The organism is Agrobacterium rosae, assembly GCF_002915175.1.
GTDB lineage: Bacteria > Pseudomonadota > Alphaproteobacteria > Rhizobiales > Rhizobiaceae > Agrobacterium > Agrobacterium rosae.
Genome location: NZ_NXEJ01000003.1, coordinates 90,732 through 113,311, shown reverse-complemented (window position 1 = coordinate 113,311; position 22,580 = coordinate 90,732). Strand labels below are relative to the sequence as shown.

Here is a 22,580-nt window from a genome sequence, read left to right as displayed (position 1 = left end):
CGTCTGCGCTCGATATCCACCAAACAAAATCCGATTATTTTGCTGATTTGTGGCGCGAAACAAGCGGCATCATCCGCTTGAGCGTGACATCCTTACGGATGACGTGATGCCACAAGGCCGCAGCGACATGAAGAAGGACAATGGCCGCTGCCAAATATGCCAGAGTCTCGTGGACATTCGTCCACAAAGCTTCCGATGCGTCCGATACCTCCAACGGAAAACCCGGAATGACGACGAGATCGAAGACATAGCTGGGGATCTGCAACGGGGACGTCGAGGCAACAGCCCAACCGGCCAGAGGGACAGCGACGGTGAGAAACAGAAGTGCTGCGTGAGCGAAGCGGGCACCGATATGCGCAACCCTGCCCGTACCAGCGGGCGGATATGGCTTCCTGCTCAACACGGACCATATGACGCGCGGTATCGCCAGTGCCAGCACGACGAACCCGATAGACTTGTGATACTGGAACAGGTTGAACTGAAGCGCAGGATCGACATCATCACCGCTCATCAGATATCCCAATGCCAACTGCGCGATGAACAGAAGCGCAATTGTCCAATGAAACAGAACCGCTATCAGGCCATAGGTCGCCGTCGAATTTCGCCAGCGCTTTTCGTCGGCAGATGTGGTGCGAGAAGACAAATCAAGGTTGTTCATTGGCTAGCTCAACTGCTGATACATGTCTTTGGCAATGGCATCCATGCGCTTGGGCTCAAGATTGCCCACCAACGCGCATCGGATCGTCTCGTCATCCCAGGATACCGCTTCCAGTGAACCAACGTTCGAGCGTCGCATCGCCGTATCTTCGGAATCGCTCGCAGGCACGATGTAGAGGGTGACGCGCTGTCCCGTGGAATCCTCATACATAAGCTGGCCCGCGGCACCGGAGGCGCTTGGCAAGACCCGACCGCCCACCAGTTGCAGGCCCTGGCGACGAAGGTCTGGTATGTTCAGTTTGCGGTCCAGCCGTTTCGACAGCCACCTTTGCAAGTGAGACGTATCCTCAGCATCCGCACGAACTTCGACCGGGTGCAGAACTTCGCTCGCGAACACACTATGGGCCTGCGTGGCGGCTGCCACGATAAACTGGGTGTCTTCGCTACCGCGCTGGACCAGCGCATGACCGAACCAGCCCGCAGTCAGCCCGAAAGCGAGCACGAGGATGGAGGCTGCCGCCAGATTGCGCCAGTGAGCACGCTCCGATCGCACCCGACGCTCCATCCTGATGACATCGAGATTGGCGGGCAACGCGCCCTCATCGAGACGGCCATAGAGGGCAGCGAGCGCCGCATTTTGCTTCCGCCACGCATCGACCTTGCGCGCATCTGCCGGGTTGGAAGCCAGATGTGCCGCTACGGCATCGCGTCGCTGGTCATCAAGTCGCCCATCGACATAGGAAATGAGATCCGCTTCGGTTATCTGCGGCTGGCTGCCGGTCATTTTATCACCTTGAGATTGGGCTGGTCTTCCTGGGTCATTCGGGCAAGGGAAGAGCGGGCTCTTCCCAATCGTGACATCAGTGTCCCCAATGGAATTTCGAGTACCTGCGCCGCCTCTGTATAACTGAGGCCTTCGACCACGATGAGGAGAAGTGCCTCGCGATGTTCAGCGGACAGCTTTTCGATGGCGCGCGCCATTTCTGCCAGCGCCACGCGGCCGGGCTGTGCCGCCGGTACGAACAGTTGGTCTGCAAAATCGTCAATGGGTACCTGCGCAGGCCGGCGGCTGCGGCTGCGCAGGTTGTTGCGCCAGACATTGATCAACACGCGGTAGAGCCACGGCCGCAATGGACCATCAGGCCGCCAGAGCGCCTGTTTGCGGATAGCTCTTTCCAGGCAATCCTGGACGAGATCGTCGGCGGTATCGCGATTGTGCGTCAGCGCATTCGCGTAACGTCGAAGGGCCGGAACGCTCTTTGTCATCTCATCCAGAAAGTCTGGCATGAATGCTATTCCTTAGCTGTGTGCCACACGCCGCCGACGCCGTTGCCGGTCATATCACCAGGCTTTTTATCCATCTGCCAGAGATAGAGTGGCTTTCCTTCGTGGGACCACTGCATGGTACCATCCTTGCGCGCGATTGGCTTGTAATCGCCATCGGCCTTGTCGGTCTTTGTGGCGACGAGCGGCGGCCACTTGGTCGCGCAGGCGTCGTAGCAAGCAGATACGCCATCGGTATCCTTGTCGAACGTGTAGAGGGTCATGCCGTGAGCGTCGGTCAGGATGGTGCCCTGCGCCGTTTTTGTTTCGACAACCGCGCCGCCCGCATAGGGTTCGGCAAGGGCGGCAGTGCTGGTGGCAAATGTTACGAGGCCTGCGATAAGAAGATGATGTGCACGCATGACATAGTCCTTTTAAGAGAAAGACGGCTCGAACAGGATGTCCGATACTGAATAGAACACCAGCCATTGGCGTTTAATCCCGCCGCGCTGACTTTTTTGCGCATTTAATATCGCGACTTATCTGACGCCTTTCAGGTCCATGTCGAACGCGACGGTGTTGGAGTACAGCGGCACACCGATGCCCATGCCATAGGGCGAGCGCGGAATGTTTCCGGTGACATGGAAGGTGACCGATCCCTTTTGCTGTTCCACGAACGTGGCGTGAAACGTTTCCGGTCTCGAAACACCGCGTGCCGTCAGAATGCCCTCTACAAGAGCGCTGCGCGGACCGTCCTGAACGACGCGCTTGGAGCGAAACGTGATCTGAGGATAGGCGGCAATATTGAACACCGCGCTGGACGTCAAAAAATTCTCGACCCTCGCCTGCCCCGTCTTAACACTGGCGGGGTTGAGGCTGATCTCCACATAGGATTTTGCCGGCTGGTCTGAATCGATGTCAAAACGACCGGAGATATCGGGGATGGTGCCTTTTATTCCTGGACCTGCCACCTGCTCGATGGAGAACCCGATGTGAGATGCCGGGTCGATTTTATAACGCCCGGCTGCGGAAGAAAGTTGATCGGCAAACACAGGCGTGCAGATCAGCGTCACGCCGAGAAAAGCAGCATGGTAAGTGTATTTCACGGCGATAGCTCCTTTGTTGATACGTCATCGCATCAACAAAACACCGCTGTGCTGATTTTAATCCTCTGGGTGAAGAATAACATTCTTAGTATCGTCATCTGACGTGGCCGCCAAACTCATTAAATGGTTCAAACTCTCCACGGAGCGAGCCTGCTCCAGACGAGATAAAGCGGCATACCTTCCTTCGTCCGGCAACCGAACCCAAGCTAAGCAGTCGGCGAATTTCGACTGCCGTTCCGCTTCGGTGATAGGGTTAGCGGAAGATCCTTTGGCGTGAAGTCTCTCTTTCCAAAGCGTCCGCCCGTCACCTAATGTGATCGTCACCTGATGCGCAATCCGTTCAACTCCGCGCTCTTCTTCCGCGCTATAAGCGCTCATCGTAATTTTTGGCATATGACGCCGGATATCAGGTCTGAATATCGCGTCGGTCCTAAAATCTGCCAATGAAAGCCTGCCCTGAGCCAGAGCGGCAGCAAGGCAATATTGCATCGAGAACCGTGCCTGCATCTCGTCGGCCGGGTCTGGATACGCCAAATTGTCAACGGCGGACCGCCCCACTTTTGTTTCTATGCGATGCAGGTCATCAAGCGAGAACCCATGCTCTTTCTGCAAATCAAGCGCGGCATCAATGGCCCGATGTGTAGAAGCACAACATGGGTGAAGCTTCGTCACCAGCCCGCGGGTTTCAATGATGTGGGTTTCGTCCAGGGAAAGCCCATCCCATCCGGTTGCATCCGCGCCTCCGAACAAATCCAGAAAGCCTTGTGGTCGTTCCAGAATATCCAGTCGTCCAGTCATGCCCGCCTGCGCAAGACACGCGGCCTCCACCGCATTACGGGCCGCGATACCCGCATGGAGTGGCTTTACCGATGTTCCGAACTGACCTTTCGGGCCTGATGCAAGACTGACGGCAATACTCATCGCCTGCGCCACACGCGCGTCATCAAGACCAAGAAGGACGGCCACGCCAGCCGCCGTACCAATGCAGCCCACAGTGGAGGTGCCGTGCCACCCCCTGTTGTAATGGGAGGGGTTGACGCCGAAACCAACGGCGGCCTGCGCTTCGAGACCAGCGAGATAGGCGCGAAGAAACTGTTGACCAGAGACCGAACTGTCCGCCGATGCGGTTGCCAACAAGGCAGGCACAAGAACGGCAGAGGCGTGCGCGCGGGCGGGGTGAAAGTTATCGTCGAAATCCAGACAATGGGCAGCTGTCCCATTGACCAAAGCCGCAATAGACGGCGATGCCCTTCCAACGGTGATCAACGCAGAGGCTCCGTTTGAACCAATGTCTTTGGAAAATGCTGCCGCGACAGAGCGGGGCGCATGATCGGTGGCTCCAGCAATCATGCACCCGATCGTATCGACTACAGCCTGTTGTGCACGCGTGGTGGAGCCTTCAGAGAACTGCTTTCTTGAAACCACATGCGTTGCGATTTTTTCCAAAACTGTTGCCATTGCCTTGTGCCCCTGCCAAGTCTCTGCTCTTGGCTGTATTATTGGAAGGCTTAGTTCAATCGTGCAATCTTATGCAGTTTACGGGTGATCCTATTCGTTTTTGGGGGAGAAAGATTGATGGCGGACAACGAGATAGCCATCAGCGTCAAGCATATTCATGCCTATGACGCGATTGCTGCGACGGGTTCCACGATAGCTGCCGCTGCCGAACTTGGGATTTCCCAGTCAAATGCCAGCCGACTTCTCCACCAGCTTGAGCTCTATCTCGGCGTGCGGTTGTTTGAGCGGGATAAGAACCGGCTTTCCATGACACGTGAAGGCTTGGCGCTGGGGCCGGAAATCAGAGCGATTTCGGATCGGCTGACGGCATTGAAGGTGACGGCGCGCGAACTTGAAAACGGTCGTTCGCTGGAAATTCCGTTACGTCTAGCGTTTCCGGCCAGCCTTTCGGTGACGCTTATCCCGCGTTTGATCAAACGTTTCCTGGCGGAGAACGGACCGGTCAGGATCGAGGTGGCATCAGGTAATTATGTCGCCATCGAGCGGATGATCGCTGATGGCCAGGCTGACATTGGCTTCACCCGCCTGCCCTCACCGACACCCGGGTTGCGCGAGGAAGAAGTGCTGCCCTCCCGCAATATCTGCGTCATGCATCCCGACCACGGGCTTGCGAAGAGCAAAACATTGACCGTGGCTGACCTAAAATCACGTGATCTGATCCTGTTGAATCGCGAGAGGCCGGTACGCCATGAACTGGAGGCGCTTTTCTACAAACAGGGATTACGACAGCGCCCGGCCATAGAGGCGCATTCCGTTGGTTGTGCCTGCGCGCTCGCGGCCGAGGGGCTGGGCATTGCCATTGTCAGCGAGTTGCTCGCGCTTGAATATGGGGCCATGCCCCTTGTTTTCGTGCCGCTTGAACCAGCACTCATCGTTGACTACGCAATCGTCAGTTCCGATCAAACGCCGCTACCGAAATCGGCTGCACCATTCTTGCGGTATCTTCGGGAATGGTATGAGAAGCAGAATATTACTGCACAACCGAGCGGACGATAGGGCCATCACAGATGATCAATTTCAGGCAATTGGAAGTGCTGAAAACGCTGCTCGCGACGGGATCGACGATCGCAACTGCCAAAAGCATGGGGCTTAGTCAGTCCGGTGTCAGCCGTCTTTTGCAACAACTCGAGTCAGATCTTTCATTGAGGCTGTTCGACCGCGACAAAGGTCGGCTCATTCCAACGCCGGAGGCCAGCATTCTGGCGCGTGATGCAGAAACTGTCCTGCTCGGGTTAAACCGCTTCTCGAGCCTTGCGGAGGATCTGCGCAGTGGTGCCACCGGGCCGGAGCTGGTGCGCATCGGCCTGCCCAGCAGCATGTGGGAAAACTTTGCACCGGCGATGTTGCTCGAATATGCCAGCGAATATCCCTCCGTACGGATCGAAACGTTTTTTGAAACTACGTCCAGCATCGCAAGGCTGGTCGAGCAGAAGGTGATCGATTTCGGCTTCCTTCGTTACGAGGATCAGGTCGGTCCGGGAATTGATATGGAAAAGGTGGCGACTGGATCGAGCGTCTGCGTCATCCCGAAAGATCATCCGCTGGCAACGGCGACCGAAATCACGCCCAAGGACCTGCGCGGCGAGCCGCTGATACTGATTGGTCGTCAGAGACCGAACCGCATGTTGCTCGACCAAGCCTTCAAACGTGCGGGTGTGAAGCAAAACGTGAAGATCGAGACACATACCAATAGTTCGGCATGCTCCTATGCTGCGCACGGCTTGGGTATCGCTATCCTGAGTAGTTTTTTTGCCAATCTTTATCGGCACCTGCCCGTCGTTCAGCGACCCTTTATTCCTGCGTCGAAACAGGAGTTCGGATTGGCCACTCCGTCCGGCACCTCTTCATCGCTCGCGGCAAGGGCGCTCATGGATGCGCTGAAGCGACAAATCGTCATTTCCCAAAAAGCTAAAACCTAACAAGACGTTAAAGGTTTTTAGCCCGTATGCGTCCGAAGAGACGCGGCGCACGATATGCATAAAGCTATGATGAAAATGCATAATATTGCGCAAAAATCTCTCATCGCTCATAGTCTATCCATAAACAGCCGGTGACTTTGTAGATCCGGCCCCGCCAATCGTGTTCAGGGGAACCGATGATTAGATTTATATTCAACCGCCTGCTCATGGCGTTGCCGACTATGGTTATCGTTGCCATTACGGTCTTTGCGCTAATCCGTTTCATTCCGGGTGATCCCGCCGCTCTCATGCTGGGCGACATGGCCACGCCGGATCAGATTGCCACTCTGCGAACCGAACTTGGCCTCGACCTCTCGATGCCCCAACAGTTTCTGATCTGGAGTGGCAATGTGCTGACCGGCGACTTCGGACGCTCCATCGTCAATAATGAGGCCGTACTGCCACTCGTCGTGTCGCGCTTCATGGTATCCGCTGAAATCGTCATCATCGCTGTCATTCTGGCGAGCCTGATTGCCGTTCCCGCCGGCGTGATCGCCGCTTGGCGGCAAAATAGCATTACCGATCTCGCGCTGGTCGGCACCGCAACGATCCTGCTGTCCATTCCAACTTTCTGGCTCGGCCTGCTGTTGCTTTTGTTCTTTGGTCTCAAGCTCGGCTGGTTGCCGGTGCTGGGATATGTGTCGATCAGCGACAATCTGGTTGGCGGCCTGCTCTATCTCGTGCTGCCGATCATGACGCTCGTCATCCATGAAGCGGGTGTCCTGATCCGCATGGCGCGTGCCTCCACGCTCGAGGTGCTACGGCTGGATTACATCACCCATGCCCGCGCCAAAGGTCTTTCGGAAAGCGCCGTACTCTGGAAGCACGCCTTCAAAAATGCCTTCGGTCCAACCTGGACGATGATCGGCCTCATTCTCGGTAATCTTCTGGGTGGCATCGCGGTCATTGAAACGGTTTTCACCATTCCCGGTCTCGGACGGCTGATGGTCGATAGCATCTTTCAGCGCGACTATCCGGTCATTCAGGGATGCCTGCTGTTCGTCGCCTTCTCCTACGTCGTGGTCAATCTGGTCGTCGATCTCCTCTACCCTCTGTTTGATCCGCGCGTGGTGGCAGAATGAAACATTTTACGCTCAATGGCCTGATCGGCGGCTTTCTCATTGCAATTCTCCTCATTGTCGCAGCCGTCAGTTTGTTCTGGACACCATTTGATCCGATGAAGCTCAGCTTCACCGCTCGTCTCGCGGCACCGGGTGCACAACATCTGCTCGGCACGGACGAGTTCGGAAGGGACGTTGTCAGCCGTCTGATGATCGGCGCGCGCGCCAGTGTCTGGATCGGTTGCCTGACGGTCGGTTTTGCCACCATCGCCGGTACGCTGATCGGGCTGATCAGCGGCTATTCCCGTGGCTGGATCGATGGCGTCATCATGGCGATCAACAACGCACTGCTCGCTTTTCCCGGAATCCTGCTGGCACTCGGCCTGCTGGCGGTGTTCGGTGCCAATCAATACGGCATCATCTTTGCGCTCGGCATTGCCTACACGCCATCCATGGCGCGCGTTGTGCGCGGTGCCGTTCTATCGCTGCGTGAGCGTGAGTTTATCGAAGCGTCCAAGATCATGGGCAACAGCGAGATTTTCACCATGGTCAGGCACATTCTGCCCAATTGCCTGGCACCGATCACCGTTCTTGCGACCTCCATGTTCGGCTGGGCCATTCTGTCTGAAAGCGCGCTCAGCTTCCTTGGCCTCGGCGTGCCACCACCGGCACCCACCTGGGGCAATATGCTTGCCGCTGGCCGCCCCTTCATCGAACAAGCCGTCTGGCTCGGGCTTTTCCCCGGTCTCTGCATCGCACTGACATTGCTCGGCATCAATTTACTCGGAGACGCGCTTCGCGATAAACTTGATCCCCGCATGAGAGGTTTGAAATGACACAGGAAAAGCTTCTCAGCGTGCGCAATCTCTCTCTCGAGATTATCCATCGCGGCGTCGAAGTCGTGAAGAATGTCAGCTTCGATCTCGAACCCGGAGAAATCTTCGGGATCGTCGGGGAAAGCGGCTCCGGCAAGTCGCTGGCGACCCGCGCACTGATTTCGTTGTTGCCGCCCGCAATTCGCAAAACAGGCGGTGATGTGACCTACAAGGGGCGCGACATCACATCGATGAGCGAAGCAGACTTGCGCCGCCTGCGCGGTGCCGAAATCGGGCTGGTGTTTCAGGAGCCGATGACGTCGCTCAACCCGTCCATGACCATTGGGCGACAATTGGAAGAGGGCCTCACCCTTCACACCAAATATACGCCAGCAGAACGTCGCGTCAAAATACTTGCCATGCTCCAGCGTGTCGGTATTCGCGACCCGGAAGGAGCCCTCACTTCCTATCCGCATGAGTTTTCCGGCGGCATGCGCCAAAGGATTATGCTCGCCTCCGTCATGCTTCTGAAGCCCGCTCTGTTGATTGCGGATGAGCCGACGACGGCACTCGATGCCGTCATCCAGCGCGATGTCATGGAACTGATGGTGGGCCTAACCAAGGCTGAAGGCACGGCTGTCCTTCTGATCAGCCACGATTTGCCGATGGTCGCTCGCTATACCAGCCGCATCGTAGTGATGGAAAAAGGATCGATCGTCGAGGCTGGAACAACAGAACAGATCCTTGAGGCACCACAGCATCCCTACACCCGCAAACTACTATCGTCGTTGCCGATCCGCGGCGAAGTTCGGATAATCGATACGGCATCGGCACCGATGGTATCCGCGAAAAACATCGTGGTCGATTATCCGGGCCGCAGATCTCTTTTAAAAAAGGGAACTGCCAAGCGTGCGTTACATGGCGTGTCCATCGATATCCACGAGGGCGAAGTCGTTGCCTTGGTGGGTGGCTCCGGGTCCGGCAAGACGACGCTGGGTCGCACCATTGCCGGTCTGGTCAGCGAGACCAACGGTGAAATCCTGTTTCAGGGTCGCAAGCGTGATGCCGACTGGCAGGATTATCGCCTAAACTGCCAGATGGTGTTCCAGGACCCCTATTCTTCGCTCGATCCCCGCATGACCATTCTGGCGCTGGTGGAAGAGGCGCTGCGACTGGTTCCCGGCATCGACCGCACTGCGAAGAAAAAGCGAGCCTATGAAACGCTGGAGGAAGTCGGTCTTGGTGCCGAATATGCCCTGCGTTATCCGCACGAGCTTTCGGGCGGACAGCGGCAACGCGTGGCGATTGCCCGTGCGATTGCGCGGCGTCCCCGTTTTCTGATTGCGGATGAACCGGTGTCGGCGCTCGACGTGACCGTTCGTGCACAGGTGCTATCGCTCTTTTCCGATCTGCAAAAGCGCTACGGCTTCTCCTGCCTGTTCATCAGCCATGATCTCGGTGTCGTGGAACAGGTGGCCGACCGCGTGGTCGTTATGCAGGACGGCCGCATCATCGAAGAGGGCGATCGCAATACAATCTTCGACACGCCGAAAGAGGCCTACACGCGGCGTCTGCTTTCGGCCATTCCCGCACTCGATCTCAACGAGACCGGCGGCGTCAAACTGAAATGGCGTCTGGAGAACTGAAAATGACAACCACCACCTTGATTAAAGAAACCTCCGGTACCGTTGCCGAGCGCCTCAACGCCGTCTGCGATGCGCAGGATTTTGTCACCCGTTTCAGCATTCGCAACCTGCTGACGGGCGAGACGTTCGAGCGCGGCGCCGATGAGGAAACGCCATCGGCCAGCACCCGCAAAACATCCATCATGATGGCAGCGTTGAAAGCCGTGCAGGAGGGCAGGCTCGATCTCGATGAGCAGATCACCTACGAGGCACGTTTTGCCGAGGAAGTGGCCAGCGGCATGTTCCGCTACATGACGCCCGGCATCGTGATTTCGCTGCGCGATGCCATAACCGGCATGATGGTGCTGAGCGACAATGTCTGCACCAAGATGGTGTTCGAGCGGCTGACATTGGAAGAGGTCGACAGCTACTGCAAGTCGATCGGCATGAGCGGCACGCATCATCGCTTCCTCATTCCGCCGCTGGCTCTGTCGCCGGACCACACGTTGAAATCCGTAACGACGACGACGGCCCGTGATCAATTGTTTCTGCTCCAGACCATTCTCGACGCGCAGAAATCACCTGACGCCGCAGACAGATTGGGCTCTTCACATGAGCTTTGCGCCTATGCTCTGCAGACGCTAAAGAACCAGATCCTGCGTTACGCCATTCCGTCACGGCTACCTTTCGGGACGGTGGTTGCCCACAAGGGCGGCACCGGAAAGCGTGGACGCATGAATGCCGGCATCGTCTATCGGGATGGCTCGCCACTCTACATCATCACAGCCTTCACCGATCAGGTGCCGCAGGAAATGCCGGATCGCACGCCGGGCTACACGTTGTCGCTCGAAACCATCGGCAAGCTGTCTCGCGTCTGCTGGGACGCATTTTAAGCCTTGAGAACAATCACAAACGTCAACAAAAGAGGGTAACATGAAAAGCATTCTTCTCGCCGGAACGATCTTGATGTCGCTGACCGGCGTTTCCGCCGCACGGGACATCGTCATCGCCCAGAGCTCCGATCTGCGCAGCAACAATCCCGGCGTCAACCGCGATGGCAACACGGACGGCGTCATTCTGCACATCGTCGAGGGCCTTGTCGGTTATGCCAACAATGGCGAGGTCAAGCCTCTGCTGGCGCAGTCCTTCGAAATGTCTGCCGATGGCCTGACCTATACATTCAAGCTGCGTCCAGACGTGAAATTCCATAATGGCAAGACGCTGACAGCCGAAGATGTGGTCTGGAACTGGAACCGCTACATGGACCCGGCAACGAAATGGACCTGCATCAAGGACTTTGACGGCAGCGGCACCGTAAAGGTCACGGGCATCAAGGCGGTCGATACACAGACCGTGACTATGACGCTTGAAAAACCGTCCGCCGTTTTTCTCGGCCTGATGTCGCGCCCTGAATGCGGCTACACCGGCATGATTTCACCTGAGTCCGTTGCCACCGATGGCACGTTCGACAAGCCCATCGGCACCGGCCCGTTCAAGTGGGACCAGTGGAAAAAGGGCGAATATATCCACCTGACGAAATTCGATGACTACGCTTCGCCCGCCAACAATGGCGAGCCGGATGGCATGGTCGGCTCCAAGCGTCCGTTGGTCGACGGCATTAAGTTTATGGTCATTCCCGATGCCTCTACGGTGAAGGCCGGCCTGCAATCCGGTGTTCTCGACACGGCGGAAATTTCTCCCGACCTGATCCCTGAATTCGAACAAAGCGAAAAAGCCAAGGTCATCGTTTCGCAGAACAACGGCAAGAACCTGTTCTACATCCAGACGCGCGATCCGATCATGGGCAAGCCAGGTGTGCGCCGCGCCATGGCGATGGCGCTTGAGCTGGACGAACTGGTTGCCGCCGCATCCAACGGCACCGGCAAGGCGAACGGCTCCATGGTCGCTTCGGACTCTGTCTACTTCAGCGAAACCCAGAAGACGCGCCTTCCTTACGATCTGGAAGCGGCCAAGAATGAACTGGCAGATTCCGGTTACAAGGGCGAGCCAATCAGCATCATCGCCAACAAACGCGGCAACGTGCCGAGCTTCCCTGCTGCCGTCATCGCCCAGGCCATGCTTCAGCAAATTGGTCTCAACGTACAGATCGAAGTTCTCGACTACGCAACCCAGGTGGACCGCCGTCGTTCCGGCAACTACCAGATCATCTCGCAATCTGTCGCACCGCGTCTCGATCCGGCGCTGATGTACAGCTTCTATGTGGGCGACAAGGACAAGAATACCTCGCTGATGTGGGATAACCCCAAGGCAATCGCGTTGATGAAATCTGCCTATGCCGAAATCGACACGGCAAAACGCCAGGCCATCTTTGACGAGTTCCACAAGCTGATGCTTGAGGAGATGCCGGGGATTTTCCTTTACGACATGATCGATGTCTGGGGTGCGACGAAGGCCCTGAAGGGTCAGCCCGTCTGGCAGTCCAATGCCCGCCTCTGGGAAGTTTCCCTCGATAAGTAAGCCATGACGAAAGCCGGGTGCCGCGATGATACGCGGCACCCCGCTAGCTTGCAGCTTGGCTTGTTTCCCTTTGCAAATTCGCTCCAAGACTGTCCATATTTCCCCTGAGGATAAAACATGCCAGATACAGCCGCCTTTCAATCGCTCATCCAGACCGTCGATGCGCTGGCACCCGATTTTACCAATCTTAGCGACAGGATATGGGAGTTTTCGGAACTGAAATTTCAGGAGGTTCGATCATCGGACCTGCTGGTTGAAACACTGAAACAAAATGGATTTTCCGTTCGACAAGACATTGCGGGCATGAAGACGGCCTTCATCGGCGAGTATGGTCGCGGCAAGCCTGTCATTGCATTTCTTGGCGAATATGATGCGCTGGCGGGCATGAGCCAGCAATCGGGCGTAGATCATCCAATGGCAGTCGAGGTGGACGGAAGCGGCCATGGTTGCGGCCACAACCTTCTGGGAAGCGGCTCGATGCTGGCCGCGATTTCGCTGGCAAAACATCTGGAAGCCAACGGCCTTCCCGGTACCGTGCGCTATTACGGCTGCCCCGGCGAGGAAGGCGGTTCCGGCAAGACATTCATGGTACGCGCCGGTGCCTTTGCCGATGTCGATGCGGCTCTGACCTGGCATCCTGCACCCTTCAACGGTGTGCGCTCTACCAATAATCTTGCCGTTCTCGAATACTATTACCGCTTCAAGGGCGTTGCTGCCCATGCGGCAAATGCCGCACATCTTGGTCGCTCTGCACTGGACGCCGTCGAACTGATGAATGTCGGCGTTAATTTCTTGCGCGAGCACATGCCGCAGGACTGCCGTGTCCACTACGCCATTACCGACGCTGGCGGTCGTGCAGCCAATGTCGTGCAGGCAAAAGCCGAAGTGCTGTACCTCGTGCGAGCACCGGAAATGTCCCAGGCGCTGGCACTAGCCGAGCGTGTGGAACAGGTCGCTCGGGGCGCGGCCATGATGACCGGAACGGAAGTCGAGATCATTTTCGACACGGCTGCTACCAATCTGCTGCCCAACCTGACACTGGAAAACGCAATCCACGACAATCTCGTCTCGATTGGCCCCGTGCCGTTCGATGAGGCCGATATAGACTTCGCCCGCAAGATACAGGCGACGTTTACCGACGAGGCGATCAAGAGCAGCATCCGCCTCTATCAGATCAAAAACGATGTCTTTTCCAACCAGAAGATCGACGGCTCGACGCCACTGCATCTCGGTCTGCGGGACTTCGAAGGTCAGTCGCATTTCCGCGCAGGGTCGACCGATGTGGGCGATGTGAGCCGAGTCACGCCGACGGCACAATGCTGGGCACCGGCCTGGGCCATCGGCACTAATCCTCATACATGGCAAGTAGTGGCACAGGGACGCAGCCCTGGTGCCCATAAGGCGATGGTTCATGCGGCAAAAACGCTGGCAGCAACTGGACTTGACCTTGCAACCTCACCCGAATTGTTAGCCCATGCCAAAGCGGAATGGCGGGAGAAAATACAAGACGAGCCATATGTCTGCCCCATCCCAGTTCACATGTCACCTGCCACCTATTAAGCGACGCCCTTAGCGTGTTGATTTCACACCTATTAATCTCGTCTTGAGCCCCACCAGCAGGTCATCCAGGAAGGTAAACACCACCGGAATAATGAGGAGGCTGAGGACCGTGGAGGTTATCAGTCCACCGATGACGACAACGCCCATGGGTTGGCGGAAACTTGGGTCGCCCGAGACGAGACTGAGGGCAGCGGGCAGCATGCCACCGGCCATGGCGATGGTGGTCATGACGATGGGTCTTGCCCGCTTGTGGCAAGCGTCGATCAATGCATCGTAGCGGGACATGCCACCTCTGCGCGCCTCAATCGCATATTCGACGAGAAGAATGGAGTTCTTCGAGACGATGCCCATCAGCAGCAGCAGGCCGATGACCGCAGGCATAGAGAAACTTGCTCCTTCCAGCACCAGTGGCAGCATGGCACCGCCGAAGGCGAGAGGCAGGGCCATCAGAATTGTCACCGGCTGAAGGAAATCGTGGAAGAGCAGGACCAGCACGGCATAGACACAGAAAATGCCGATGGCCATGGCCAGGCCGAAACTGCTGAACAGCTCGCTCTGCCGTTTCAATTCGCCCTGTTCGACAAATTTCACACCCTGCGGCAGGTTCTGGTAGCTCGGCAGCTTTTCAGCCTCCGACTGAACGTCCGACAGACTCCTGCCATTGAGTTCGACCGTGAGCGAGACATTGCGCGAGCGGTCCAGCCGGTCGATCTGGCTCGGGCTGGAACCCATGGTGATATCGGCAATCGTCCCGAGCGCGACATTGCCATCTCGCCCCTCCACAGGGATCAGCGATATGGCATCCAGAGACTGTCGATTGACCGTATCGAGCATGACACGCACAGGCACCTGCCGCTCCGGCAGGTTGAGCTTGGAGAGCGCCTCATCATAAGCACCTGACGTTGCAACACGCACGGCCTCGCCGATGGATTTAGACGTGACCCCTAGGGAGGCCGCCTCGGCCAGATCGGGTTTGATGGTGATTTCAGGTGCCTGCATTGCGGCTGACGACGTCACGTTGCCGATGCCTTGCAGGGTACGCAAATCGGCCTCAAGGCTGGAGGCCGCCGTCTCCAGAAGATCAGAGTCGTCGCCCGCAAGCGTCAGCGTCAACTGGGTGCCGTTACCACCGGAACCGATCTCGATCCGCACACCGGGCAGCTTCTCTAACGCCTTTCGCAAATCGGCCTCAATCTGGGATTGTTTGATATCTCGGTCGTCGATGGGTGTCAGGTTAACGACGATGGTGGCGCTGTCTGTGTTAGCCGTGGACGTGCTGTTCATGCCGCCGGTCGATGCCGTGCCGGTTGCCTGAAATACCGAGGTCACATGGTCCACACCTGCAATGATGCTGGAGGCCTTTTGCGCGGTTTCGTCGGTCGATTTGATGGTCGATCCTGAAGGCGTGGTTAGCGTTACCTGCGTTTGTGCATTATCGGATGCTGGGAAAAAGCCCGTCGAAAGATGGCTTAACAGAAAAACCGTAAAGCCCATGAAAGCCGCAGTGCCGAGCACGGGTAGCCAGCGACGTTTCAGTGCGCCTTTCACAAGCCTGAGATAGGCCTGCATAATACGGCCATCCTCATCATGGCCCTTGCCGGTCGCCTTCATCAGATAGGCCGCCATCATCGGCGTCACCAGACGCGCAACCAGAAGAGAGGCGAGAACGGCAACGGAGGCCGTGATGCCGAATTGCTTGAAGATGATGCCGGGGATGCCGCCCATGAATGCGGTCGGCAAAAATACGGCGACCAAAGTGAAGGTAGTGGCAATGACCGCAAGGCCGATCTCATCCGCCGCCTCCATCGCCGCATCATAGGGGCTTTTGCCCATATTGAGATGTCGCTCGATATTCTCGATTTCAACGATGGCATCGTCTACGAGAATGCCCACCACAAGTGAAAGCGCCAGAAGCGTGATCGTATTCAGGCTGTAGCCGAGCAGATACATGACGAGAAAGGTGGGAATGATGGACAGTGGCAGGGCCACCGCGGCCAGAAGCGTTGCACGCCAATCGCGAAGGAACAGCCAAACGACGATAATGGCGATGATCGCTCCCTCGTACACCATATGCAACGAGGATTCGTAATTCTGCTCCGTCGGGACGACGGTGTTATAGGCCTCCTCGATCATTACCTGCGGGTTGGCAGCGGCGAATGTTTTGATCATCTCGCGAACACGGTCTGTCACTGCGGTATCTGAATACCCTTTGGAGCGCTTGATTTGCGCGGCAATCACCGGCTTTCCATTGAGATAGGCCAGCGATGTCAGGTCGCTGTGAGTATCGGTGACCGTGGCAACCTCGTCCAGCCGAACCCAGCTACCCTTTGACAGCGGAATGGGCAGCGCGCGTATCTCATCCGCATTTTTGGCAGCCGCCAGCGTGCGAACCGACTGGCTTTCGCCGCCAATGCGCCCCTTGCCACCCGAGAGATCGGACTGCACCGCCTCTACCTGACTGTTGACGTCATTGGCCGTCAGACCGAGGCCATCCAGCAGATCAGCGTTCAACGCCACCCTGATCTCTCTATCGACACCGCCAAGCCTGCCGACCTCTCCAACGCCATCCACAGCCATCAGCGCGCGCGACATGTCGTTATCGATGAACCATGACAGTTCCGCATCGTCCAGCTTGTCGGAGTGAACCACATAGGTAATGAGCGGCGACGAATTGAGAGACTGTTTCGAAACGGTCGGCGCGTTCATATCCTGCGGCAGATCGGGTTGCGCCTGATCAACGGCGCTTTTGACCTCATCGAGCGCGACCTGCGTATCCTTGCCAACCTTGAAGGCTACGGAAATACTGACTGAACCATCGGTGATTGTCGTCGTGACGGAATCGAGCTGCGTCAAACCCGTCAGCTCATCTTCGATCTTGCGCGCAACTTCCGTCTCCAGCTGGGATGCCGCGGCTCCATCCAGCGATGCTGAAATCTCGATGGTCGGCAGATCCATATCGGGGAAATTCTGCACATCGAGGCGGTTGAACGCCCAGAGACCGCAGGCGGTCAAAAGTGCAAAAAGCAGGATTGGCGGAACCGGATTGCGGATGGACCAGGAGGAGAAATTCATTTCGCAGCCTGCCCATCGGCAACTTCAGCTGCCTCTACGACCCGCACGACCGAGCCATCCGCCAGAAAGGCGCCGCCCGATGCGACGATGCTATCCGCCTTTTCTATGCCCGAGAGAATCTCAACGCGATCCCCCTGCCGTCGGCCGGTATCGACACGTTTTCGCAAGACCGTATCCTGCTGGGATGGGTTCATGATGAAGATGTAGGAAAAGCCGTCTCTGAGTGTCACCGCCGAAGCGGGAACCGTGAGAGCATCGGTCTGGGCAAACTCGAAATGACCACTGACCAGAACGCCGGTCTTGGGTTGCGGCATGCCTGCGTCTGGATGCAGCGCGACATAGACAATGACTCGCCCGTTATCCGTGGACGAGGTGGGCGATATTAACCGCACCTCGCCATGAACATCACCCGCAGGCGTGGCGATGACGGCTTTCGTCCCTTCCTTCACGTCAGCCAGACGTTTGACCGGCAGTTCCGCGTTCCATTCCACCCGGTTCTGGCGGATCAGCTTGAACAACTCGTCGCCAGCATTGACGACCTTACCCAAGGAGGCGGAGCGGCTGGAAATCACCCCGTCATCAATCGCGTAGACCTTGGTTCGGTCCAGCGTCAGTTGCGCAGAGGCGAGTGATGCGCGCGCAGACGCAAGCTCCGCCTTGGCGGTGCGCTCGGTGATGAGATATTGCGTCGTCTGCTGGTTCGAAAGCGCGCCGGATCCGGTCAATCCGCGCGCGCGGTCTGCGTCGGCTACCGCCTGATCAAGCTCTGCCTGAGCCTTGTCGACAGAAGCCTTTTGTTGATCGAGTTCGGCCTGCGATGTCTTGGGGTCGAATTGGACCAGAAGGTCGCCCTTCTTCACAGCGGAACCGACATCTGCATTAACGCCGGTGATCCGCAGGCCGCTGACTTCGGCCGAGATGACAGCTTCCTCCCATGCTGCAAGTCGTCCACTGGCAGGAATTGTCACGGGCCAGGACGCGACCTCCGGCTTGGTCACGTTGACGCTCAGCGCCGCCGCACGGGTGGTCGTCTGTTGACTATCCTCACCGCGCGCATCGGTACTCAGGGTAAAAGCGAGTGCAACTGCAATCGCAGCAGGAATGAAGACATATTTTTGCATCAGCGTGTTCCATTAAGGGAGGCAACAGCAACATTGGCTGGCGAAGCCCAGCCGCCTCCAAGAGCCTTGTAGAGAGCAATCCAGTACTGGACCGCATCGCGCCGGATTTCGATAAGGCTGATGGCGGCGGACTGCGCAGACCGGCGTGCCTCCTCACGGTCGAGAATGCTGGCCCCGCCGGACCTCCAGTTCTGATCGATAGACCGGAAATAGCTCTGGTAATAGTCTGCGGCAGACTTGGCATCGTTGATGCGCTTCAGCGCCGTATTCACATTCACAAGCGCTGTCTCGACCTCGGAAACCGCACTCAGGACACCGTCCTTGTAACTCGCCACCGCGACATCATAATCCGCAACCGAACTTCTGACTGCTGCCCTCTTCGATCCCCCATCCAGCAGGGGAATGGACAGGGCTGGACCGAAGGACCATGGCACCGATCTGCCGGTAACGGTGGATTGGCTGATGGAGATCGATCCACTCAGGCTGAGGCTCGGATACATATCCGCCTTGGCAGCACCAACATCGGCAATCGTCGCGACAACTTCGGTCTCCAACTGGTTGATATCGGGCCGTTGCCGTAGGACCTCTGCCGGAACCGAGGCGATGCGTAGCTGGGACGGTTGCGGAATGCGGATCGGCCCGTGGTCGAGAAGCTTTCTGACAGCAGTCTCGTCACCACCCGTCAGCTGAACGATGGATTTGAGGAGGATTTCGCAATTCCCGCGCTGGGAGGTAAGGCTTGACGAAGACGATGCAGCACTGGCGCGGGCAAGCGCCAGATCGGCCGTCGAGGTGAAACCCGACTGTGCGGATTTTTCCGTCACCCGGATCGTTTCTTTCTGGGAGGCGAGTTCGTCACTGTAAAGCCGCTCCAGCTGCCGGCAGGCCCGGTACTGCACGTAATAATCACCGACTTCGGCGGCAACAGATACGCGCGCATCATGCCACGACCAGACCTTGCCCTGCGCTCTCGAAGCCGCGGCCTGCACCTGTTTCTTGGTTTTTCCGAAAAGATCGAGTTCCCACGACGCATCGAGCCCGCCGCTTTTGGTCGTTCCCGCCGAAAGCTTATTGAGATCGTCGCCCTTGTTGCCTTCGCGCGAAGCGGATGCGGAGCCACCGAGTGAGGGGAAAAGGCCTGCCTTGGTGCTGTCGAGCGTCGCCCGCGCCTTGTCGATATTGGCCACCGCTTCCTGAATGGACGGATTGTCCTGCTCTGCCATTCTCAGCAATGCATCCAGAGAGCCATCCTTGAAACTCGCCCACCAGGCCAGAAGATCGCTGGAGCGACCGCCATGGGGCAAGGTGGCGTGCCAGTGGGCCGCAACGACGGAGGCCGCAGGCTTCAGCTCACCAAGGCTTGTGCAGCCGGTGAGCACAACTGCCGTGGCGAAAACTGAAAAGGAATGAAAAACCGTAATGCGCATGGGATCCGGACTGCCTGAAAAAGCTCAAGGCCGTATTTTAGGGATCGCGATGTTAATGTCGGTCAAGAATACGTAAAGTTATGTAAAACTGCTGTATTCGCAGATGGTAAGCCTTAAAGGTCGTCCATCTACCCGATGGATTACACCATGACCCAGGTTCTTTTGATCGATGACGATACGGAACTCACCAATCTGCTTGGTGAGTATCTGACCGAGGAAGGTTTTGCCGTGGAAGCCACTGCCGACGGCAGGATCGGTGTCGCCAAAGCCCTGTCGCGATCAACCGATCTCATCGTTCTCGATATCATGATGCCGCGCATGAACGGCATCGAGGTTCTGCGCAAAATCCGGCAGGTCAGCGACGTGCCAGTCCTGATGCTGACGGCCCGTGGCGATGATGTCGATCGTATCTCCGGCCTCAACCTCGGCGCCGATGATTACGTGTCCAAGCCCTGCTCACCGGGAGAACTGGCGGCGCGCATACGCGCCATTCTGCGCCGGTCGGGCCGAAGCGAACGCGATGGTTCGGTGGAAGAAATCAGAACCGGCGATCTTGTTCTTTATCCCTCCAAGCGCACAGCCGAGTGGCACGGCACGCCGCTGGAGCTGACCGGTACGGAATTCAGCCTGCTTGAAGTTCTTGCGCGCTCCGCCGGCCAACTGGTTTCCAAGCAGGAAATTTCTCTTCGCGCCTTCGGCAAACCTTTGACCGCCTTCGACCGGCGCATCGACGTGCATATCAGCAGTATCCGTCAAAAACTGGGAACACGGGCAGACGAACAACCTTGGATACAGGCCGTAAGAGGCCGTGGCTATCAATTGTTGGAAGGCTAGAAATGCGTCGCCTGTTCTGGAAATTCTTTACCGTCGTATGGCTTGCCATGGCTGGCTCCATCGCGTTCCTATTTACCATCAGCGCATTGTTTCAATCGCCTTTCCAGGAAGAGCTCAGTCATCGCAAACAGGCGTTTGCGATGGAGACGACATCGCAGCTTTTGCAATCCAGCGGGCCGGACGCAGCAATGGCGCTGATTGCGGCGATGAAGAAAGCCGATCAGGATATCACCGTCAGCATCAATGCGGTTGGTCCAGCCACCGACTGCACAACAACGCAGGGCAGTGAATTCGCAACAAATCTCGTAAGCGACGGAAGTTGCTATCGCATCGAGATTGCAGGTCCCGATCAGGGCGTAATTTCCAAAACTTGGCCGCGCACCGTGCCATGGCTGGCTGCCCTTCTCGCAGCCGCGGCGGCTGCCTACTGGCTCGCGCGCTATTTCATCAGCCCAGTCGAGCAGCTCCGTTACGGACTTCGCGCGCTGGCAAATGGCCAGCTCGACGTTCGCATCGCCCACACAATCGGCAGCAAGCGCGACGAAATAACCTCGCTTGCCCACGATCTCGACATCACTGCCACACGTTTGCAGGAGCTTCAGAAAACGCAGCAGCAACTGTTTCACGATGTCTCGCACGAGCTTCGCTCGCCCTTATCGAGGCTACAAGCCGCAATCGGCGTCCTACAACAAAACCCGGCACGACTGACAGCTATGATCGAACGAATGGGACGCGAAGTGGAGCGCCTCGACCAACTGGTCGGCGAAATCCTGACGCTGGCCAGACTTTCCGAACGCGGTACCCCACGCTTCGAACGGCAAACGCTCGATGTCATAGACCTCGTCCGCGAAATTGTCGAAGACGCAAGCTTTGAGGGCCAGAGCCGTGAGGTGAAAGTCATCTACCAGGGCGTCGAGACATTCGTAGCATCAGTGAACGGCGAACTGATCTATCGGGCGCTGGAAAACGTCATCCGCAACGCGATAGCATATACCGAAACCGGAACATCGGTGCTCGTCACATCACAGGTGAGAGGCACCAATCTGTCACTCTCCATCCAGGACGAAGGGCTTGGCGTGCCAGAATCCCAACTCGAAACCATCTTCCAGCCCTTCTCCCAAAGCTCCACCGTCACCACCCGCTCCGGCTTCGGCCTAGGGCTTGCTATCACCCGCCGCGCCGCCGAATGGCACGGCGGCGGCGCAACCGCCAGCAATACGCCATCCGGTGGATTGCTGGTAGAAATCACCATTTCGGCAAATTCTGACCTTCGATGACGAGCAGCAGCGGACGCGCTTTCACGGCAACAAATCGAACTCTAAAGATTGTGGCACCTATGGCTGCAAGCCCGCGCACCGTGCCGTGTTACGAATATGCGCTTCCATTTCGCTTCGAGCCAGCGGACCGTCGTTTGCCCTTAGAGCGGAAATAATGCGTCGGTGTTCTGCGATGGATTGCCGCATTCTTTCCGGGTCCGTAATCGGGATTGGCTGGCGCTGGGTTTCGGTGACTTGATCCCGAACCGTCTGGTATAGGGCCTTCAGCATGGTGTTGGAGCAGGCGGACACGATGATGCCATGAAACTCCAGATCGGCATCGACATTGGCGAGCAAATCCTGATTGGCCCAGCAATCCTCCATCGTTTTGGTCGCCTTTTCCATCTTCTCCAGCTGTGTCTGGGACAGACGACCAGCGGAAAGGCGGGCGATCTCGCCCTCCAGCAGAATGCGGGTCTGGAAGACATCGAAAACGGAATAGCTTTCGGAGTAGCGCCACGGTGCCATGCCCGATTGGCCAGCCGCTCCATCACCAGCAGCCACGAATGTCCCGCGTCCGGCTTCCGTTTTCAAAAGGCCGAGGGTTTCCAGGGTTAGCAAAGCTTCGCGAAGAGATGCGCGGCTAATGCCGAATTTCTGGGAGAACTCACGCTGTGAGGGGATTTTTTCGCCTGCCTTCAATTGTCCGGCCTGAATCATGGCCTGGATTTCGCGGGCAACCGATTGTGGCACAAGCGTTTTGTTGAGCATTCGATCCCTGTTCCCTGAAAGCCGTCCCCGGCCCTTCCGATATATTTTTGAAGTAACA

Annotated in this window: 20 protein-coding genes; 10 read left to right on the top strand and 10 right to left on the bottom strand. The window is 57.2% G+C overall.

The features are described from left to right. Positions 1 to 34: 34 nt before the first annotated feature. The 6 genes from CPJ18_RS06255 to CPJ18_RS06230 all read right to left on the bottom strand — a co-directional run bounded on the left by CPJ18_RS06255 (position 35) and on the right by CPJ18_RS06230 (position 4,484). Positions 35 to 658, bottom strand: coding sequence for a cytochrome b (locus CPJ18_RS06255; RefSeq protein WP_077106392.1), 624 nt, complete (start codon positions 656 to 658; stop codon positions 35 to 37). 3 nt (positions 659 to 661) lie between these two features. Continuing rightward, entirely contained in the window at positions 662 to 1,441 is a 780-nt protein-coding gene (locus CPJ18_RS06250; RefSeq protein WP_103587434.1) for an anti-sigma factor family protein, read from the bottom strand. Further along, positions 1,438 to 1,944 (bottom strand): sigma-70 family RNA polymerase sigma factor, encoded by a 507-nt coding sequence (locus CPJ18_RS06245; protein WP_077106394.1) that lies wholly within the window; start codon positions 1,942 to 1,944, stop codon positions 1,438 to 1,440. The genes CPJ18_RS06250 and CPJ18_RS06245 overlap by 4 nt, the downstream gene beginning before the upstream one ends. Positions 1,945 to 1,949: 5 nt before the next feature. Continuing rightward, positions 1,950 to 2,342: a COG4315 family predicted lipoprotein gene (locus CPJ18_RS06240; RefSeq protein ID WP_077106395.1), complete on the bottom strand. Its 393-nt coding sequence runs from the start codon at positions 2,340 to 2,342 to the stop codon at positions 1,950 to 1,952. A gap of 117 nt (positions 2,343 to 2,459) precedes the next feature. Beyond that, on the bottom strand, positions 2,460 to 3,026 hold the full coding sequence (locus CPJ18_RS06235) for a YceI family protein (protein ID WP_077106396.1): 567 nt from the start codon (positions 3,024 to 3,026) through the stop codon (positions 2,460 to 2,462). A 57-nt stretch (positions 3,027 to 3,083) separates the two neighbouring features. Then, a complete protein-coding gene (locus tag CPJ18_RS06230; RefSeq protein WP_083716583.1) occupies positions 3,084 to 4,484 on the bottom strand; it encodes an MmgE/PrpD family protein in 1,401 nt (466 codons plus the stop codon). Between the two features lie 117 nt (positions 4,485 to 4,601). Between CPJ18_RS06230 and CPJ18_RS06225 the strand changes: the two genes are divergently transcribed. The 8 genes from CPJ18_RS06225 (at position 4,602) to CPJ18_RS06190 (ending at position 14,041) form a co-directional block, all read left to right on the top strand. Beyond that, positions 4,602 to 5,540, top strand: a complete 939-nt coding sequence (locus CPJ18_RS06225; RefSeq protein ID WP_077106397.1) for a LysR family transcriptional regulator — start codon at positions 4,602 to 4,604, stop codon at positions 5,538 to 5,540. Positions 5,541 to 5,554: 14 nt separating this feature from the next. Beyond that, positions 5,555 to 6,463 (top strand): LysR family transcriptional regulator, encoded by a 909-nt coding sequence (locus CPJ18_RS06220; RefSeq protein WP_077106440.1) that lies wholly within the window; start codon positions 5,555 to 5,557, stop codon positions 6,461 to 6,463. A gap of 176 nt (positions 6,464 to 6,639) precedes the next feature. Then, entirely contained in the window at positions 6,640 to 7,584 is a 945-nt protein-coding gene (locus CPJ18_RS06215) for an ABC transporter permease (protein WP_103657434.1), read from the top strand. Beyond that, on the top strand, positions 7,581 to 8,399 hold the full coding sequence (locus CPJ18_RS06210; protein ID WP_077106399.1) for an ABC transporter permease: 819 nt from the start codon (positions 7,581 to 7,583) through the stop codon (positions 8,397 to 8,399). Before CPJ18_RS06215 ends, CPJ18_RS06210 begins: the two co-directional genes overlap by 4 nt. Next, positions 8,396 to 10,024, top strand: coding sequence for an ABC transporter ATP-binding protein (locus CPJ18_RS06205; RefSeq protein WP_103657433.1), 1,629 nt, complete (start codon positions 8,396 to 8,398; stop codon positions 10,022 to 10,024). Before CPJ18_RS06210 ends, CPJ18_RS06205 begins: the two co-directional genes overlap by 4 nt. Before the next feature lie 2 nt (positions 10,025 to 10,026). Further along, a complete protein-coding gene (locus tag CPJ18_RS06200; protein WP_103657559.1) occupies positions 10,027 to 10,896 on the top strand; it encodes a serine hydrolase in 870 nt (289 codons plus the stop codon). Between the two features lie 40 nt (positions 10,897 to 10,936). Further along, positions 10,937 to 12,481, top strand: a complete 1,545-nt coding sequence (locus tag CPJ18_RS06195) for an ABC transporter substrate-binding protein (protein ID WP_103657432.1) — start codon at positions 10,937 to 10,939, stop codon at positions 12,479 to 12,481. Between the two features lie 117 nt (positions 12,482 to 12,598). Beyond that, complete coding sequence (locus CPJ18_RS06190) at positions 12,599 to 14,041, top strand: M20 family metallopeptidase (protein ID WP_103657431.1); 1,443 nt, start codon at positions 12,599 to 12,601, stop codon at positions 14,039 to 14,041. Positions 14,042 to 14,050: 9 nt separating this feature from the next. On the opposite strand, the gene CPJ18_RS06185 is transcribed toward CPJ18_RS06190, so the two are convergent. The 3 genes from CPJ18_RS06185 to CPJ18_RS06175 are packed head-to-tail and all read right to left on the bottom strand — an operon-like array spanning position 14,051 to position 19,661. Then, positions 14,051 to 17,113 carry an efflux RND transporter permease subunit gene (locus tag CPJ18_RS06185; protein ID WP_103657430.1) on the bottom strand — a complete coding sequence of 1,021 codons (3,063 nt, stop codon included), beginning with the start codon at positions 17,111 to 17,113 and terminating at the stop codon, positions 14,051 to 14,053. Continuing rightward, the gene (locus tag CPJ18_RS06180; protein ID WP_077106405.1) at positions 17,110 to 18,234 is read right to left on the bottom strand and encodes an efflux RND transporter periplasmic adaptor subunit; all 1,125 of its coding nucleotides are present in this window, start codon (positions 18,232 to 18,234) and stop codon (positions 17,110 to 17,112) included. Before CPJ18_RS06180 ends, CPJ18_RS06185 begins: the two co-directional genes overlap by 4 nt. Then, positions 18,234 to 19,661, bottom strand: coding sequence for an efflux transporter outer membrane subunit (locus CPJ18_RS06175; RefSeq protein WP_103657429.1), 1,428 nt, complete (start codon positions 19,659 to 19,661; stop codon positions 18,234 to 18,236). Before CPJ18_RS06175 ends, CPJ18_RS06180 begins: the two co-directional genes overlap by 1 nt. Before the next feature lie 147 nt (positions 19,662 to 19,808). Between CPJ18_RS06175 and CPJ18_RS06170 the strand changes: the two genes are divergently transcribed. Beyond that, positions 19,809 to 20,495: a response regulator gene (locus CPJ18_RS06170; protein ID WP_077106441.1), complete on the top strand. Its 687-nt coding sequence runs from the start codon at positions 19,809 to 19,811 to the stop codon at positions 20,493 to 20,495. 2 nt (positions 20,496 to 20,497) lie between these two features. Beyond that, positions 20,498 to 21,772, top strand: coding sequence for a HAMP domain-containing sensor histidine kinase (locus CPJ18_RS06165; RefSeq protein WP_103657428.1), 1,275 nt, complete (start codon positions 20,498 to 20,500; stop codon positions 21,770 to 21,772). Positions 21,773 to 21,829: 57 nt separating this feature from the next. Here the strand turns inward: CPJ18_RS06165 and CPJ18_RS06160 are convergent, their stop codons facing one another. Beyond that, positions 21,830 to 22,522 carry a FadR/GntR family transcriptional regulator gene (locus CPJ18_RS06160; protein WP_077106408.1) on the bottom strand — a complete coding sequence of 231 codons (693 nt, stop codon included), beginning with the start codon at positions 22,520 to 22,522 and terminating at the stop codon, positions 21,830 to 21,832. Positions 22,523 to 22,580 lie beyond the last annotated feature (58 nt).